Origin of the sequence: Agrobacterium rubi TR3 = NBRC 13261 (genome assembly GCF_000739935.1) — a bacterium.
Lineage (GTDB): Bacteria > Pseudomonadota > Alphaproteobacteria > Rhizobiales > Rhizobiaceae > Agrobacterium > Agrobacterium rubi.
Genome location: NZ_BBJU01000044.1, coordinates 1 through 14,178, shown reverse-complemented (window position 1 = coordinate 14,178; position 14,178 = coordinate 1). Strand labels below are relative to the sequence as shown.

Below are 14,178 nucleotides of genomic sequence, written 5' to 3'. Positions count from 1 at the left end.
GGACTTTCAAGTTTCAAGTGATGGCTGGGGATCGATTACCAGCGATAGATCACCAGGAACGTTTCTCGGAGGCACAGCTTTCCCCTAACCTATTGCAGTCGAAAAGTCATGCAGCGGCGCTGCTGGTACTCATCGATCGCAATTTCCTCAATTGGCGCATTGCCGCCAAGGCTGCATTTGGGTCCAAGCGGTCATGCTGATCTAGGTACAAGCACGAAATAAGCATCCTCAACTGGATAATCGCTAATGTAATAAGATGCTTTGAATGCGCTTAATGACAGATCGTCGGGACTCGGTGGAGACGAAGGCTCAAAATACCAGTTGTCATAGGTGTGACTGAAGTTCTTTCCAGGCCCGTTGAGGACATCCCCACCTAACAAAATGCATTTTGCGTCACGAAGTTTGCCAATCGCAACGAGGGCCTACTCTTTGGTCAAGGCCCAGTTGGTACGATCAGGCCCCAGCCAGACACCCGTTGAGAGAATGGCATCAGCGTCTGCGGAATACACAATTGGCAACCCAGTCCCTCCTGTCGAACCGTTTAAACAAATACAAATTCCGGAGAAAGTGCAATGTCCGCTTTTGGCGCAAAGCTGCCAAGGCAGCAGTTGGCCCGAAGCGGTCATCTGCACGACAATAATTCAGAGGTAGAATGTATAATCAAACGAAATACACAGCGTTTTGATCTGGGTAAGGCGGAATGGCCATCAAGAACTATCTAATCGAAGGTGTCTCCGGCGCAGGAAAGACATCTGTCGCCATGGAATTACAGCGACGAGGCTATCATGTTCTGCACGGTGATCGCGAACTTGCCTACAAGGGTGATCCCATCACCGGAGAACCGATTGACCTATCGGTGTTCAAAAATAATAGCCTCGATCTAGCCTTTGGGCATCGGCATCACATCTGGGATGTCGGCAAAGTGGAAAGGGCGATAGAAGACAAGAGCCATTCGACGGCGTTCTTCTGTGGTGGATCACGCAACTTCTCCCGCTTCATTCACCTGTTCAGTGCTGTGTTTGTCCTTGATATTGATGGAGAGACGTTGAGGAAGCGACTTCGCGTCCGACCTGAAGACGAGTTCGGCGGTAAGCCGGAAGAACAGGAATTCGTTCTGCAGCTACTCGCTAGTAAAAAAGATATCCCTCACAACGCTATCGTCATTGATGCCACGGTCCCTTTATCGGATGTTGTCGACGACATCCTTTCGCTATCGCTGACGTCCACTTGAGCCCAACGTCCGGTGTTGGCGCAAAGCGGAAAACCGCCGGCGGCCCATTGCGGCCATCAAGATGAACTCTTGCTACACGAGCATGTTGTGTACCGAACCGCTTACAAGAATGAACTCACCGTCGCAAAGGCGGTAGAACCCGTCCTGAGGAACGGGCAACTCCAACATTTCCCGTTTCGAAAGACCGGAATAAACGCCGCGTACCAATCTACCAAACAGCCCGTGAGAAATCGCAACGGTTGGTGAAAGTTTATCTGCGATCCAATCCTTTGCTCGGGCACACGCAGAATCAAAACTCTCTCCGTCTGGAGACTTGAAATACCAATCAAAAGCGTCCGAGTCATTAAGCATTCCCGGAAACTCGCTGTCGATCTCGAACTTCGTCATACCATCCCAAGAGCCGACAGAAACCTCCATTAACCGGGCTTCGTCGCGGGTTGCCAAGGGCAATATCCGTTTTAGGCGATCTGCAGTCTGTCTAGTTCGGCCTAGCGGGCTAACGTCCATTTGGAATGATTGCTGGCTTTTCGAAATCTCTTTCTGAAGGAGTTCCGCCACGCAATCCGCCTGTTCGATACCGCGCTCCGTAAGGGGTGAATCCTTTTGGCCTTGGAAGCGACCCAAGGTGTTCCAAATGGTCTCACCATGGCGAAGTAGATAAATCATTTGTGTTGTCCTAAACGATTAAATAATCGAGTAAGTAAGTTGTCAGACCGAAAATCTGATCCGTCATAAATGCTACTTTATGCGACAGATGGACGGAAGTGTGATGACCGCATTTGGCGCAATCCGGCCATCAATATTACAGTTTCGGAGCCTGCTATAGCGCTTGTTCAATGTGAGAGGAAACAGCACTCAGCGTTGTATTCGGCATCGCGACCGAAAAGCCTGACGACGTCGAAAGTGGCATATTGCTGTTTCTCATACCGCGCAGGATTAGGCTGGTGCAGCATAGCCAGCCGGATGGTTGCTCCACTTCTCCCCGTCGTCACGGTGCCCTCACGATCTTCCTTTCCTCTCTCGACAACGTTGCGAACAAAACTTGACGCTATCCCAGTTCTTCTCCCATTTCTTTCGCCATGAAAACGGTCGTCCGCAAACCGGGCAAATCTTTGAAGGCAGGTTTGATTTATCGCGACGCTTCGGCATCCGTTTTCCAGAGAGTTTCCACTGATGATAAAACCATAGAGATTATGGCCAATTCAAGCTGACGGTAGTGGGCGTGCGGTCAACTTGTGTCCGTCTGGATCACGGAGATAGGCCACAAAAGAGCCGTTCGGACGTTCAGATGGCGGCGTCTCGATCGATTTCCCTCCGTGGCTGGTACCTGCGTCGTGCCAGGCTTTCACATGTTCTTGGCTCGGAGCGACGAGCCCGATCGTCGCGCCATTGGCGACCGTCGCTGGCTTCCCATCGATGGGCGTCGTGACCATAAGACGGCTGCCGTTATGGATGTAAATAAGTCTGCCTCGATCATCGATCGTGCCGGGCTTACCTCCTAGTGCAATGAAGGTGGCGTCGTAGAAGGCTTTCGATCTCTCCAGATCGTTGCTGCCAATCATTACGTGGGTAAACATTGGTCGTCTCCTGTCAGCGGTTGCTTCCAAATATGGCCGAAATTTAACACAAAGGGATCTCAAGTCTCGAAGCCACCATGCTGAAAGATGCCGAATCGACTACACTAGAGTTCGAGTGGAAATCTAACGGGATTAGTTGGCGACATTTGGTTCAATAGGATCAGGATGAAGACAATCGGGATACTCGGCGGCATGTCCGCTGCCTCAACGCAGATCTATTATCGCGAACTGTGCAGGATGACACGAGACCGTCTTGGAGGGCTTCACTCGCCCGAATTGCTCATCCGTTCGCTTGATTTCGCGACGATAGAGACCCTCCAGGCATCTGGAAGATGGGAAGACGCGGGCGACATTCTGAACCGGGAGGCAAAGGCCTTGGAGCGTGGCGGTGCCGATTTCATCATCCTTGCGACAAACACGATGCACAAGCTTGCGGATGCGATGATGCAGGGCGTTTCTATCCCCTTGCTGCATATTGCAGATGCCACTGCGGCGCGGATCAAGCAGCAGGATTTGAAAACGCCGGGCCTCATGGCCACTGCATTCACAATGGAACAGTCCTTCTACCTAGACCGACTGAAAGCGGCGGGTCTTTCTCATCTCGTCCCGGATGCGCCGGACCGAGCCGAAACCCATCGGATCATTTATGAAGAGCTTTGTCGGGATATCGTCACAGAGGAAAGCAGGACAGCCTACCAAGGAATTGCTGCGCGTCTTGTCGAGCGCGGCGCGGACTGTCTGATTCTTGGCTGTACTGAAGTCGGGATGTTGCTCAATCAGGAGGTCGTGTCCGTACCCGTTTTCGATACCACGTTGATTCACTGCGATGCAGCGCTCACGCTGGCATTAGGTGAATAGCTCCCGCCCCTAACTATTGAAAATTGCGACTTTTCACCTTCAGCGTATCGATGTGCAAATCCCCCACGAAAATATCCCGCGCCTCGGGCACCGGTCTCTGTCTATCGCGAGAATCTCCACCACCTGCCGAGCCGTGAGCGAACTCGTCCCCACGTCCTGATGGTGCTTTGAACACGACATCCATGTCAGCGAGACCAGAGAGGTCCGCAGAAAGGTCGAATAGCTGCTGGGCGACCAAGTGCACGACCTCCCCTTCCCGCTGGATTCGTCTGTTGATGGCCATCATGCTTGATCCGAGTACAACCCGGCGCCGCTTCTCAAAGAGACTTGGCCAGACGACGACGTTCGCAGGACCGGTCTCGTCCTCAATCGTGATGAACATGACTCCTTTCGCGCTCCCCCGGCTTTTGTCGAACCAGGACCAGACCTGCGGTGTAGACCCATCGACCGTCGCGGGCCAACATTGCGTCTTCGCATGTCACCATGCTGCGTTTGGCCAAACTCTCCCGTAGGAATGCCATGGGATGTTCGCGTAATGTCAGGCCAACGTGTCCGTAGTCCACGACAACGTTATGGCCTTCGGTCATCTGTCCGAGTTCCAGTTCAGGTTCTGCCTGCTCGGCAATTGATTTCTGCTCGCGATCGGCGGCCGCTGCAAACAGTGGCAACGGCTCATCACGCATCAACAATCTCCATCGTTCGCCGCAATGCCTCGGGATAGCGCGAAAACAGGCGTTCCATTTCCCCAGGCGGCTTGAGATATCGATCAGCATGACGTTCGCGCTCAAAGCCGACATCGTCGATGTTTGATTTTGTGAGGATGCAGGACGGCACCGGTGAAATAGCTTGCCGGACCAACCGCCGAGGGTTGTGTCCCTGCCCGCGCTATCGAAACGGCTCCGTTGGATTCAGCGGATGAAATCGCGGTTTTCTTTTCCCTGGGTCACCTTTGATTGAGAGTTTAAGCCGGCTACTCGCGAACCTATTTGGCAAGGACTTCTTTGGCGATAGCCACGGCGGAAACAGCACTTGGCCAGCCAGAATAAAACGCCATGTGGGTGATGGTCTCGACGAGCTGTTCTTCCGTCAGGCCGTTTGCTTTGGCACGAACGAGATGCGAACGAAGCTGGTCTGGGCGGTTGAGGGCGATCAACGCCGTGACCGTCACGAGGCTTCGGTCGCGCTGGGAAAGCTGCGGGCGCTCCCAAACGTCGGCGTAAAGGACGTCGTCCGTCAGTTCCGCAAGCTTTGGAGCGATATCGCCCATCAGTTGCTGGGTGCGTGACCGCGCGGAATCAAGGTTCGATGCTGGTTGCTGTGCCATGCTGGCCTCCACTCCCGATCCCAAAAGGATCGTTGCACTTAAAATCCCGGTTATGAGGTTTTTCACAGTCGCCTCCTTGGTTCTTCTGTCCGTCGATGAGCGCGATTGTTCAATCCAGCTTCTTGTCCGCGAGGAATTTGGATATCTGGTCAGCGATCTCGACATTGTTCAGGTCTGACATCAGGAAATGGGTGCCGCCCTTGATGCCGATGTCCGGCAGGTGGATGAGCGTCGCATCGCCACCGTGCCTGTTGACGGCCTCCACCCAAACCTTTGCCATCGCCAGACGCACCCGCCAATTGTCCTGACCACGCTCGGTGGTCGGCTCAATAGGGAAATTGTCGCCGTAATAGATGACGATCGGCAGTTTGGTCAGTTTCTCGAAATCAGCGACAGGAACTGCCTCGCCCTTCAGCGTACCCGCGGCGCTTGGCATGTCGGCGGGCACTTCGCCTTCGGGGAATATGAAACCACTACCGGGTTCCAGTGCCACAATGCCCTTGACGTTCGGGTTCTTGATCGCAGTGAGCCAGCCGGGACCACCTGCCTGCGAATGGGTAAACAGAATGCCGGGTCCGGTCTTGTCGAACAGGGCCGACATCGCGTCCGAGATCACCTTGGCATCGTAGGGTCCAGTATTCGGGGTCACTGAACGAAAAAACTGATCAAGGGCTTCAGGCCCACGATCGAACTGGACATTCTGAAAATAGTCCGGCCATTTTCCAAGGCGGAACTGGTCGAAGAAAAGCTGGTCATAAGGTGTCGGTTCGATCGTGGCTGCGACGGTAGAGTTGCCTGCACGGCCTCGGCGCGGTTGGTCTACGACGTAGGTGGAGAAGCCCTTACGCAGAAAGATGCTCTGGAAACCTTCGCGACCGTCGGGGGTCGTTTCCCAACTACGACCGGACTGGAAAGCTCCATGCAGCATGACGATGGGCAAAGATTTAGGGTTCTGCGGCACCTGATAGAATACATAGGCATGATCACCGTGAAGCGACTGCCCTTGAGGCGTCGGGGCGTTGTTGTTGTAGGTTCCCGCGGTCTTCGAAACGGTACCGCCGACCGCAAAGCTACCCTGGTCTTGGATGACGAGCGGCTGAGGCTTCCCCCCAGACTGTGCGTGGGCGACACCGGAGAGTGCGACGGTGCTTGAAAAAACGAGAGCAGAGATGGTTTTGGCGAATAAACGGGACATATCGATCTCACAACATTAAGTTGGGAGAAGGCTACTAGAGCGCCGACAGGATGATTAGATACCTATTTCCGATTGAAGCCATAAGTCCTGCTAATCAATCACAAACGGTTGATTAGCGCGTTATCCGCGATATCGCAGGGCATCGATCACCAGCGCGAAGGCGGGAGACGTGTGTCTTCGGTTTGGGTAGTAGAGATGATAACCGGGAAATGGAGCACACCAGTCTTCCAGTACTCGTATCAATTCACCGCTGGCGATCTGGTTCGCCACCTGATCCTCGGGCATGTAGGCAAGCCCAAGCCCGCGTTTGACGGCATCAAGCCGCATGGCAATGTTGTTGAATACGAGTTGCCCCTCCGCCTTCACCCTCAGCTCATGTCCATCCTTCTCGAACTCCCAAGAGAGTATGTTGCCGTGTGTGGGCATTCTGATCTGGATGCAATTGTGTCGGGTCAGGTCTTCGGGCTTTTCAGGCCAGGGGTTTTGTCGGAAATAGGATGGCGAGCCGACGACGGCCATGCGCATCTCCGGGCCGATACGGATCGCGATCATATCCTTGGCGACCTGCTCCCCGAGACGCACGCCCGCGTCATAGCGCTCCGCGACGATATCGGTGAGGCCATAGTCGACAGTGATCTCGACCTTCACGTCCGGATTGTCGGGCAAGAATTTATCCAGCGCCGGAGCGAGAACAGAAATCGCCGCATGTTCGCCAGCCGTAATCCGCACCGTCCCTGCAGGCTTATCCCGCATTTCGGTGAGGGCCGTCAGTTCGGCCTGAATTTCCTCGAACCTCGGGCCAGCCGTCTGGAGGAGACGTTCGCCTGCCGCCGTGGGAGAAACGCGGCGTGTCGTTCTGGTCAGCAACCGCAGTCCAAGCCGTTCTTCGAGGCCACGAACCGTCTGGCTGAGCGCGGACTGCGACACGCCCAGCTTGACCGCAGCTTTCGTAAAGCTCTCCTCCCGCGCCACCATCACGAAGGCAACTAGATCGTTGAAGTTCTCCTGCGGCATTCATTAGGCATCCTTATAGCTTCATGCCGATTACTGCCCCTAATCCAAATGGTCGGCAAGAGATATCTTGTTCTCATCGGAACAGAGGCCCGGTCGTTGAGGACGACGTGGTCGATCCTGAATGGAAACTGCTTGAAGCCGAGCAACAAGCTTACAATCGCGAGAAGAAAGATTGACATGCAAAAACGTAAAATCGGTACTCTTGAAATCTCGGCTCTCGGCCTTGGCTGCATGGGCCTCAGCCACGGTTACGGTGCAGCGACCGACACAAAGGATGCAATTACCCTCATCCGCGCCGCCCATGACCGCGGCGTGACCTTCTTCGACACCGCACAGGTCTACGGGCCGTTCACGAATGAAGACGTGGTCGGCGAAGCACTCCAGCCGATCCGCGACAAGGTCGTCATCGCCACCAAGTTCGGCTTCGAGCTTCCAAGCCCCGATGGTGGCCAGCATCTGAACAGCCGCCCGGACTATGTTCGCCAGTCGGTAGAGGCTTCCTTGAAGCGGCTTCGCACCGACGTGATCGATTTGCTCTACCAGCATCGTGTCGATCCGAACGTGCCAATCGAGGACGTCGCGGGCACGGTCAAGGACCTGATAGATGAAGGCAAGGTAAAGCATTTCGGCCTCTCGGAAGCAGGCGCGCAGACGATCCGGAAAGCCCATGCCGTCCAGCCCGTTTCCGCCCTCCAGAGCGAGTATTCCTTGTTCTGGCGCGAGCCGGAAAAGGAGATCATCCCGACGCTCGAGGAACTGGGCATCGGTCTCGTGCCCTTTAGCCCGCTCGGTAAAGGGTTCCTCACGGGCAAGATCGACGAAACAGCAACCTTCGGCCCCGGCGATTTCCGCAGCGTCGTCCCGCGCTTTCAGGCGGAAAACCTCAAGGCCAACAAGGCCCTTGTCTCGGCGTTGACCCGAATTGCCGAAGCCAAAGGCGTAACCCCTGCACAGATCGCGCTCGCATGGCTTTTGGCGCAAAAGCTCTGGATCGTGCCCATCCCCGGCACCACGAAACTTCATCGCCTCGAGGAAAACCTCGGTGCGGCAACTGTCGAACTGTCCGCAAAGGATGCTTCAGACATTGCTGACGCCCTCGCGAAGATCGACATTGTTGGCGACAGGTACCCCGCGCATCTTCAGGCACGCGTCGGCAAGTAACGACGTTGGTGAGCCGGGTGCTCCCACTTCCACCAAAAGGATACGAACATGAGCCAAACAACCCCTACAGTAACCTTGAACAATGGGATCGAAATGCCGATCCTGGGCTTCGGTGTCTTTCAGGTGCCTGATCCCGCGGAGTGCGAGCGGAGCGTGCGTGACGCGATCGATGTGGGCTATCGCCTCCTCGACACCGCAACGTCCTATGGCAATGAAGAATCAGTCGGCAACGCGATCCGCAATCACGGCATCGATCGTAGCGAGTTGTTCGTTACAACCAAACTGTGGATCGAAGACGCCTCATACGAAGGTGCCAAGGCCGCCTTTGAACGCTCGCTGAACAAACTGCAGCTCGATTATCTTGACCTTTGGCTCATCCACCAACCTTATGGCGATGTCTATGGGGCATGGCGTGCAATGGAAGAGCTGCACAAGGCGGGCCGTATCCGCGCAATCGGTGTCAGCAACTTCTATCCCGACCGCCTTGTCGACTTCGCGCTTCACAACGAGATTGTACCCGCAGTCAACCAGATCGAAATCCACCCCTTTCACCAGCAGGATGACGCGCAGGCAGTCCTTCAGGAATACAAGGTTCAACCCGAAGCCTGGGGTCCTTTTGCGGAAGGTAAGAACGGGCTGTTTACGAACGATCTGTTGCAGTCGATTGGAAAGAAGCATGGCAAAAGCACCGCGCAGGTCGTGCTCCGCTGGCTGATCCAGCGCAACATCGTTGCCATTCCAAAGTCTGTGCGCAAGGAGCGGATGGCCGAGAACTTCCAGGTCTTCGATTTCGAACTCGACCAGGAAGATGTCACAGCCATTGGCTCGCTCGACCAAAAGGCCAGCAGCTTCTTCGATCATCGCGATCCGGAAAAGGTGAAGTGGCTTGGCACACGCAAGCTCTAAGCCAATGCTGTCCGCTAAAAGCGTGGAGGTCTCCCGTTTCAAGTTCGATGCCATTGGCACGTCCTGGGAGATCGACACACCAGCCAAACTCGGAGCGGAGATCGAACAGCACATCCTCGAACTGGTCGAGCGTTTTGATAGCGTCTATTCGCGGTTCCGTGCCGACTCCATCGTGACACGGATCGCGGCGGCGACCGAGGGCGGGACGTTCAATTTCCCGGAAGATGCGGTCCCCATGCTCGATCTCTACGACCGACTTCACGCGGCCACTGATGGAGCCGTCGATCCGCTGATCGGCAGAGACCTCGAACTGCTCGGCTATGACCGAACGTATTCGCTGGTGCCTCACCAGACAGAAGGCAGCCGGCTTCGCCCGGCTTGGTGTCGAGACACCGTCCGGGACGGCAGGACACTATCTACCCGTGGTCCTTTGGTCGTTGATCTCGGGGCAGTCGGCAAAGGATACCTTGTCGACTTATTGGCCAAAACTCTGGAGACGCATGGCTTCGAGGACTTCGTCATCGATGCAAGCGGCGATATCCGCCATCGCGGACAGGTAGGACTCACGGTCGGTCTTGAGCATCCTCTTGATGCGGAGATGGTGATCGGAGTTGCCAATCTCAGAAACAACTCGATCTGCGCCTCCGCATCCAATCGGCGACGTTGGGGCAACGATCTCCACCATGTTCTCGATGGCCGAACCGGAAGACCGACCAACGATGTCATCGCCACCTGGGCCATCGCAGTGGACACCGCAACGGCGGACGGGTTGGCGACATCACTCTTCTTCGGCCCGTCGCCGCGATTGATGCAGAGCTTCGACTTCTCCTTTGTCCGCATGTTTGCCGACGGACGTGTCGAGGTCTCCAACAATTTCGATGGCGAAATCTTCACCTAAAAAGGAACCGCGATGCGCAATCAGACAAACAATCTTCTACTGGCCACCGCCCTTACATTGACGCTTGCGGGAAGCGCGGATGCGCAGAGCACCAGACCCGCCCGATATGCGGACGGAGTCTACACGGCAACGGGAGAATATGGTGGCCAGCCTTCGCACATCACGGTCAAGGCGACGCTGAAGGACGGCGTCATCACTGCGGTGGCGGTTACCCCGCATGCCTACGTCCCCCGTTCTCTCGAACTGCAACGCGCCTTTGCTGAAGCGGTGCCGAAAGTCGTGGTCGGCAAGCGCATCGATCAGGTCAAGGTCGGCAAGCTGGCCGGGTCAAGCGGCACGCCTAAGGGCTTCAACGATGCCATCAGACAGATCAGGGAAAAGGCCACACGCCAATGATCGACACGAAACCTGGCACCCATTGTAAGGAGCCCGTCGTTGAATAGCCTCAAAGCCATCCAGGAAGGCTTCATGAAGGAAACGGTACGGTGTCGCTACTATGTGCTCTGGTGTGCCTATCAAGATATTGATCGGCGGATGCCGGATGACTTTAGTGCCGATGCAGCACTTATCCTCAGCAAACCAGAAGTCTTCACCTCACGATTTGCGAACGAGCTTAGAAAGATCTGGTCAGGCGTGAAGATCAAGGTTGGACCCGTAACATATTACGCCCCCTGCTCGTTCGTTCACCGAAATGAGAAACCGGTGCACCTCAGCACTTCCAATTCCCCTACCAACGAGAGTGGCACCTGCGCGCTTTCCCAACGACCAACCAGATGCCCGTTGCCGCATTTAACATCGACCTAGGATCGCTTTCGGACATCGCGGAGATGGTGTCGTTACAAGTGCCAAACTTCTGGAACCGGTTTCGAATTAGAGGGATATGAGCGGCGTATTGCACCCCGATGCACATGTGGCGTGGGCAACGCAGCCTGCTAACAGCCATTACAAACATCTCGCCGTTGCCAAGCCTATGGCCGTTACGCTACAGAAACCAAACGGAATGATCGATTGGCCGAAGGCCAGCTTTGCGGCATAGCCATGGAGACGTCACATTATAAAGATCATGGTATTGCTGCATAGCGCTGTCGGCACCGACTGGCAGACTCCGCCGAAAGGCACCAGCCTGAAGACGCTGGGTGAGGCCGAAGAGCAGGGTTTCATCCAGATTCGCGGCGAATTTCAAAAACGACAGTTTCGTTTGACGAGCATGGGCCTCGAATACGTCAATCGCGACAAGCGGCGGCTGGAAGCCCGGCGGACGTAGAAGGATTTGGTCATTCAGGGCGGCAATGCCGATGATCTCTCTGCAACAATCCAGACGCTTGCGATGTGATGGCAATCTAAGTGAGATAGGTAAGGGCTTATTATGACTGACACTCCTATCGAATTATTGCGGGCTTTCTTGGCTGACGAAAACGATGCCTTCCCAGAACGTCGTCAAGGAAAATTCTGGCCCCGAAATCACCATCGGCTCTCTCCTTTGGTGGCCAAGGTGGAGGACTTGCTCGATCAAAGCGAGCGAGAGGATTTCTATTTCCATCTCATGCGGGTGACCGGGGGTGTTCCACAGGTCAGTGAGAAAGAAATGCCACTTCTGATAAACGCCTATAGGCGATTGTTGCCATTTCTCGACGACGGCGGGATCATTCAGATGGGACGACGTCACGAGATGTTGTACACATTCGGTTTCGATGAAACGGGCGTGTTGGATAGTGGTGAAACCAACTCCGCAAAAGCGTTGAAAACGCGTCGTAAGCTGATTTCGCAGGTCGGAAGTTACACCTCCCAACCTGCGCAACGCGACAAGAAGTCAAAGTTTGCTTCTTTTGCCGACGACGCGGTTCGCATTCAAGAAACTTTTCGGCACCTTGGCTATCGTCATGACCGGCGCTACGGCGAGGACATGTACGATGTGACAAATCTTAGCTTCTGGGGCATGGCATTCATTTGTTTGCTCAACACATCGACGCGCACCGTCTTTCTCGCAGATATGATGGAAGGAACATACGATCTTCCAAGGCGCGACGAGCAGTTTGCGATGCTACATCGGTATGTCGAGGCGGTCATACCGGATGTCCACCCTGACGAGACGCATTTTCAATCGTTGGCTTTACAGCTCAAGAAGAAAGAACTTGCTCGTTGCAATTCTACTGAAGCCGCAGATCTAGCTCGGAAACTTGGCTTGCCATTCGACGAGAGCGAACACTGGGAAATTTATATTTCTATTGGTCTTCGCGGGAGTGACGAAAGTCCCCTGATTGCCGGGAACGTGGTCAGACTACGCATGAGCCCTGATCCAGATCGACAGTGGAACTTGACCGTACGGTTGAACGAACGCGGCGAACTCTCCGAGAGCGAGGAAAAGTGCTATCGAAATGACCTGGGTCTTCCGGCACTGGGCCCTGGAAATCTGGATCGTTTTCCCATTTGGTTGAAAAGAGTTCGAGAGGACTATGGCCTTGATTTCGATGCAGAGACCGCCGACATCCGTGTAGGTCGGAAACGCGCCGCAGCAAAGCTCATCTTGAAATGGATAGCGACGTAAAATCACAGAACCTGCTCAAATGGCAGAGAAGGCGTCACCATCAGTTGTCGCGTGATGATAAATTGAAGCCGGCTAGGAAGACATTTCATCATTCACGATTTCAGACAGTTTGAAAGCGCGGCATGTTCAATCGTAGCATCTGAAACTGGTATACATCCATAAGCCAGTGAAGACCTCACGGAGGCAGATTGCCCATGATGAAAAAGCTTGGACTCATAATCACCTTGTGCGGAGGCTTTGCCATTTTCCTTACGATCGGCGACACAAGGGCAGATTCTACTGATGCCATTGTCGAGAATGTCTTGAACATATGCTCAGCGCCGGATGTTCGAACGGCAATTGACCGTGCAAACCACCTCGGCTGGCGACGGCAGACTGACGCGCAAGTTGGCGAATGGCGCAAGGCTTTCGTTGGCTACAACGGTGGTTCAGTTGATGCCGTCGCGTGGAATAATGGAGAGGGTGACAAAGTGGACAAGCTGTCGTTCTGGGTGGCGACAGGTCCGAACGGACATAAAGCTTGCGCTTACACAACCCGCTCACCTGACGGTTTACGAGAGGCAATGGAGAAACGCCTTGGGCCTCCTGAGATGTCTGAGAAAAACGATAATATTCAATCGCGGTCAGCGTCATGGACGCGAGGTGGCTTGGTGTACAGATTTGGACAAGTCGGCTCTGCTGCAGGGATTAATGTTGGGCCGAATTAGGCAAATGGTGTCGCGGAGTTAGCATCGTTGAAATTAAGAGATTATGACAATGGAGCGTAGCTTCCAAATTGTAGCTCAGTGGCTTCAAGAGAATGATCCAGACAAGGTACCTCCATTTAACCAGCCGGCGACCGAAGATGAAATCATCTCAGCCGAACGTCGGTTTGGCTTAGAATTACCTGATGCAGTAATAGACCTTTACCGCCTGGCGAATGGCCAACCGTCGAACGCCGCCGGTATAGAGGGAAGCTTTGTCATAATGTCGCTCGACGAAGCTGTGGATGCGGCCAATTTTCTCAATAGCGAGTTTCCGGATGGGATCAATGCTGATGCTCCCGACGACACTTTCGTTGAGGCTGATCATGGGGTTCGCTCCACTTGGTGGTCGCGGCACTGGATTCCAGTGATGCATAACGGCGGTGGCGATTATCTCTGCGCTGATCTCGATCCTGCAGAAGGCGGAAGCAAAGGACAGATCATCAGCTATTATCACGACGAAATGTTTCGTTCTCTCGTTGCTCCAAGCGTGGATTCCATGCTCGATGACCTTGCATCAAGGCTGGTATCTGGGCGTTTTCGAATCAACGATGGTATGATTGAAGAAATCTGACAATCTCCCACTAGACGTAAATTCATCAGTCGGTCGAAATGTCTAAGACCCGCTATTTTCCAGACTGGCTCGGACCACGCCGACGTTTATGTGCTGCCCCCGTGAGGATATGTAATGGCGCTTAAGTGGCGAATGGCCACCAATTTTATGTG

General features: G+C 54.5%; 19 protein-coding genes and 1 pseudogene. 12 read left to right on the top strand and 8 right to left on the bottom strand.

The genetic code is table 11. From position 1 onward, the window contains the following. On the top strand, positions 1–200 hold a 200-nt coding region (locus tag RRU01S_RS26380), incomplete at its 5' end, for a hypothetical protein (protein ID WP_210165240.1). On the opposite strand, the gene imm40 is transcribed toward RRU01S_RS26380, so the two are convergent. Then, entirely contained in the window at positions 192–410 is a 219-nt protein-coding gene (imm40, locus tag RRU01S_RS26875) for an Imm40 family immunity protein (RefSeq protein WP_081880207.1), read from the bottom strand. The genes RRU01S_RS26380 and imm40 overlap by 9 nt on opposite strands. A gap of 290 nt (positions 411–700) precedes the next feature. On the opposite strand from imm40, the gene RRU01S_RS24770 reads away from it, so the two are divergent. Continuing rightward, positions 701–1,231 (top strand): nucleoside/nucleotide kinase family protein, encoded by a 531-nt coding sequence (locus tag RRU01S_RS24770; protein WP_045232906.1) that lies wholly within the window; start codon positions 701–703, stop codon positions 1,229–1,231. Between the two features lie 72 nt (positions 1,232–1,303). On the opposite strand, the gene RRU01S_RS24765 is transcribed toward RRU01S_RS24770, so the two are convergent. The 3 genes from RRU01S_RS24765 to RRU01S_RS24760 form a co-directional block, all read right to left on the bottom strand. Further along, positions 1,304–1,897 (bottom strand): histidine phosphatase family protein, encoded by a 594-nt coding sequence (locus RRU01S_RS24765; protein ID WP_045232905.1) that lies wholly within the window; start codon positions 1,895–1,897, stop codon positions 1,304–1,306. Positions 1,898–2,230: 333 nt separating this feature from the next. Then, positions 2,231–2,380: a DUF2256 domain-containing protein gene (locus RRU01S_RS25710; RefSeq protein WP_081880206.1), complete on the bottom strand. Its 150-nt coding sequence runs from the start codon at positions 2,378–2,380 to the stop codon at positions 2,231–2,233. A gap of 53 nt (positions 2,381–2,433) precedes the next feature. Beyond that, a complete protein-coding gene (locus RRU01S_RS24760; RefSeq protein WP_045232904.1) occupies positions 2,434–2,808 on the bottom strand; it encodes a VOC family protein in 375 nt (124 codons plus the stop codon). 165 nt (positions 2,809–2,973) lie between these two features. Here RRU01S_RS24760 and RRU01S_RS24755 point away from each other — a divergent pair, with 165 nt between their 5' ends. Continuing rightward, complete coding sequence (locus RRU01S_RS24755; RefSeq protein WP_045232903.1) at positions 2,974–3,666, top strand: aspartate/glutamate racemase family protein; 693 nt, start codon at positions 2,974–2,976, stop codon at positions 3,664–3,666. A gap of 13 nt (positions 3,667–3,679) precedes the next feature. On the opposite strand, the pseudogene RRU01S_RS25705 reads toward RRU01S_RS24755, so the two are convergent. The 4 genes and pseudogenes from RRU01S_RS25705 to RRU01S_RS24730 all read right to left on the bottom strand — a co-directional run. Next, positions 3,680–4,349: pseudogene (locus RRU01S_RS25705) on the bottom strand (OB-fold nucleic acid binding domain-containing protein); the annotation flags it as partial. Between the two features lie 299 nt (positions 4,350–4,648). Continuing rightward, positions 4,649–4,990 carry a carboxymuconolactone decarboxylase family protein gene (locus RRU01S_RS24740; protein WP_108722729.1) on the bottom strand — a complete coding sequence of 114 codons (342 nt, stop codon included), beginning with the start codon at positions 4,988–4,990 and terminating at the stop codon, positions 4,649–4,651. A gap of 109 nt (positions 4,991–5,099) precedes the next feature. After that, positions 5,100–6,185: an alpha/beta hydrolase gene (locus RRU01S_RS24735; protein WP_045232899.1), complete on the bottom strand. Its 1,086-nt coding sequence runs from the start codon at positions 6,183–6,185 to the stop codon at positions 5,100–5,102. A gap of 120 nt (positions 6,186–6,305) precedes the next feature. Then, positions 6,306–7,199 (bottom strand): LysR family transcriptional regulator, encoded by an 894-nt coding sequence (locus tag RRU01S_RS24730; protein WP_045232898.1) that lies wholly within the window; start codon positions 7,197–7,199, stop codon positions 6,306–6,308. Between the two features lie 177 nt (positions 7,200–7,376). Here RRU01S_RS24730 and RRU01S_RS24725 point away from each other — a divergent pair, with 177 nt between their 5' ends. From RRU01S_RS24725 to RRU01S_RS25695, 9 genes are all read left to right on the top strand, one after another. After that, positions 7,377–8,360, top strand: a complete 984-nt coding sequence (locus RRU01S_RS24725; RefSeq protein ID WP_045232910.1) for an aldo/keto reductase — start codon at positions 7,377–7,379, stop codon at positions 8,358–8,360. 48 nt (positions 8,361–8,408) lie between these two features. Further along, a complete protein-coding gene (locus RRU01S_RS24720; protein ID WP_045232897.1) occupies positions 8,409–9,266 on the top strand; it encodes an aldo/keto reductase in 858 nt (285 codons plus the stop codon). Continuing rightward, positions 9,247–10,164, top strand: coding sequence for an FAD:protein FMN transferase (locus tag RRU01S_RS24715; RefSeq protein ID WP_234936270.1), 918 nt, complete (start codon positions 9,247–9,249; stop codon positions 10,162–10,164). The genes RRU01S_RS24720 and RRU01S_RS24715 overlap by 20 nt, the downstream gene beginning before the upstream one ends. 12 nt (positions 10,165–10,176) lie before the next feature. Continuing rightward, complete coding sequence (locus RRU01S_RS24710) at positions 10,177–10,560, top strand: FMN-binding protein (RefSeq protein ID WP_174447702.1); 384 nt, start codon at positions 10,177–10,179, stop codon at positions 10,558–10,560. Between the two features lie 484 nt (positions 10,561–11,044). Beyond that, positions 11,045–11,200, top strand: coding sequence for a hypothetical protein (locus RRU01S_RS26305; RefSeq protein WP_165572278.1), 156 nt, complete (start codon positions 11,045–11,047; stop codon positions 11,198–11,200). Positions 11,201–11,227: 27 nt separating this feature from the next. Continuing rightward, on the top strand, positions 11,228–11,428 hold the full coding sequence (locus RRU01S_RS24705; RefSeq protein WP_045232895.1) for a hypothetical protein: 201 nt from the start codon (positions 11,228–11,230) through the stop codon (positions 11,426–11,428). Between the two features lie 102 nt (positions 11,429–11,530). Continuing rightward, complete coding sequence (locus RRU01S_RS24700) at positions 11,531–12,709, top strand: hypothetical protein (protein ID WP_045232894.1); 1,179 nt, start codon at positions 11,531–11,533, stop codon at positions 12,707–12,709. 194 nt (positions 12,710–12,903) lie between these two features. After that, positions 12,904–13,416 (top strand): DUF6301 family protein, encoded by a 513-nt coding sequence (locus RRU01S_RS24695; RefSeq protein WP_052816284.1) that lies wholly within the window; start codon positions 12,904–12,906, stop codon positions 13,414–13,416. 49 nt (positions 13,417–13,465) lie between these two features. Continuing rightward, positions 13,466–14,026, top strand: coding sequence for an SMI1/KNR4 family protein (locus RRU01S_RS25695; protein ID WP_165572277.1), 561 nt, complete (start codon positions 13,466–13,468; stop codon positions 14,024–14,026). Positions 14,027–14,178 lie beyond the last annotated feature (152 nt).

Coding starts and splice junctions, on each gene's coding strand:
- RRU01S_RS26305 (WP_165572278.1), top strand. CDS start 11,045: ATGAGCGGCGTATTGCACCCCGATGCACATGTGGCGTGGGCAACGCAG.
- RRU01S_RS24720 (WP_045232897.1), top strand. CDS start 8,409: ATGAGCCAAACAACCCCTACAGTAACCTTGAACAATGGGATCGAAATG.
- RRU01S_RS24700 (WP_045232894.1), top strand. CDS start 11,531: ATGACTGACACTCCTATCGAATTATTGCGGGCTTTCTTGGCTGACGAA.
- RRU01S_RS24710 (WP_174447702.1), top strand. CDS start 10,177: ATGCGCAATCAGACAAACAATCTTCTACTGGCCACCGCCCTTACATTG.
- RRU01S_RS24760 (WP_045232904.1), bottom strand. CDS start 2,808: ATGTTTACCCACGTAATGATTGGCAGCAACGATCTGGAGAGATCGAAA.
- RRU01S_RS24770 (WP_045232906.1), top strand. CDS start 701: ATGGCCATCAAGAACTATCTAATCGAAGGTGTCTCCGGCGCAGGAAAG.
- RRU01S_RS25695 (WP_165572277.1), top strand. CDS start 13,466: ATGGAGCGTAGCTTCCAAATTGTAGCTCAGTGGCTTCAAGAGAATGAT.
- RRU01S_RS24740 (WP_108722729.1), bottom strand. CDS start 4,990: ATGGCACAGCAACCAGCATCGAACCTTGATTCCGCGCGGTCACGCACC.
- RRU01S_RS24725 (WP_045232910.1), top strand. CDS start 7,377: ATGCAAAAACGTAAAATCGGTACTCTTGAAATCTCGGCTCTCGGCCTT.
- RRU01S_RS25710 (WP_081880206.1), bottom strand. CDS start 2,380: ATGCCGAAGCGTCGCGATAAATCAAACCTGCCTTCAAAGATTTGCCCG.
- RRU01S_RS24755 (WP_045232903.1), top strand. CDS start 2,974: ATGAAGACAATCGGGATACTCGGCGGCATGTCCGCTGCCTCAACGCAG.
- RRU01S_RS24730 (WP_045232898.1), bottom strand. CDS start 7,199: ATGCCGCAGGAGAACTTCAACGATCTAGTTGCCTTCGTGATGGTGGCG.
- RRU01S_RS24735 (WP_045232899.1), bottom strand. CDS start 6,185: ATGTCCCGTTTATTCGCCAAAACCATCTCTGCTCTCGTTTTTTCAAGC.
- RRU01S_RS24695 (WP_052816284.1), top strand. CDS start 12,904: ATGATGAAAAAGCTTGGACTCATAATCACCTTGTGCGGAGGCTTTGCC.
- RRU01S_RS24765 (WP_045232905.1), bottom strand. CDS start 1,897: ATGATTTATCTACTTCGCCATGGTGAGACCATTTGGAACACCTTGGGT.
- RRU01S_RS24705 (WP_045232895.1), top strand. CDS start 11,228: ATGGTATTGCTGCATAGCGCTGTCGGCACCGACTGGCAGACTCCGCCG.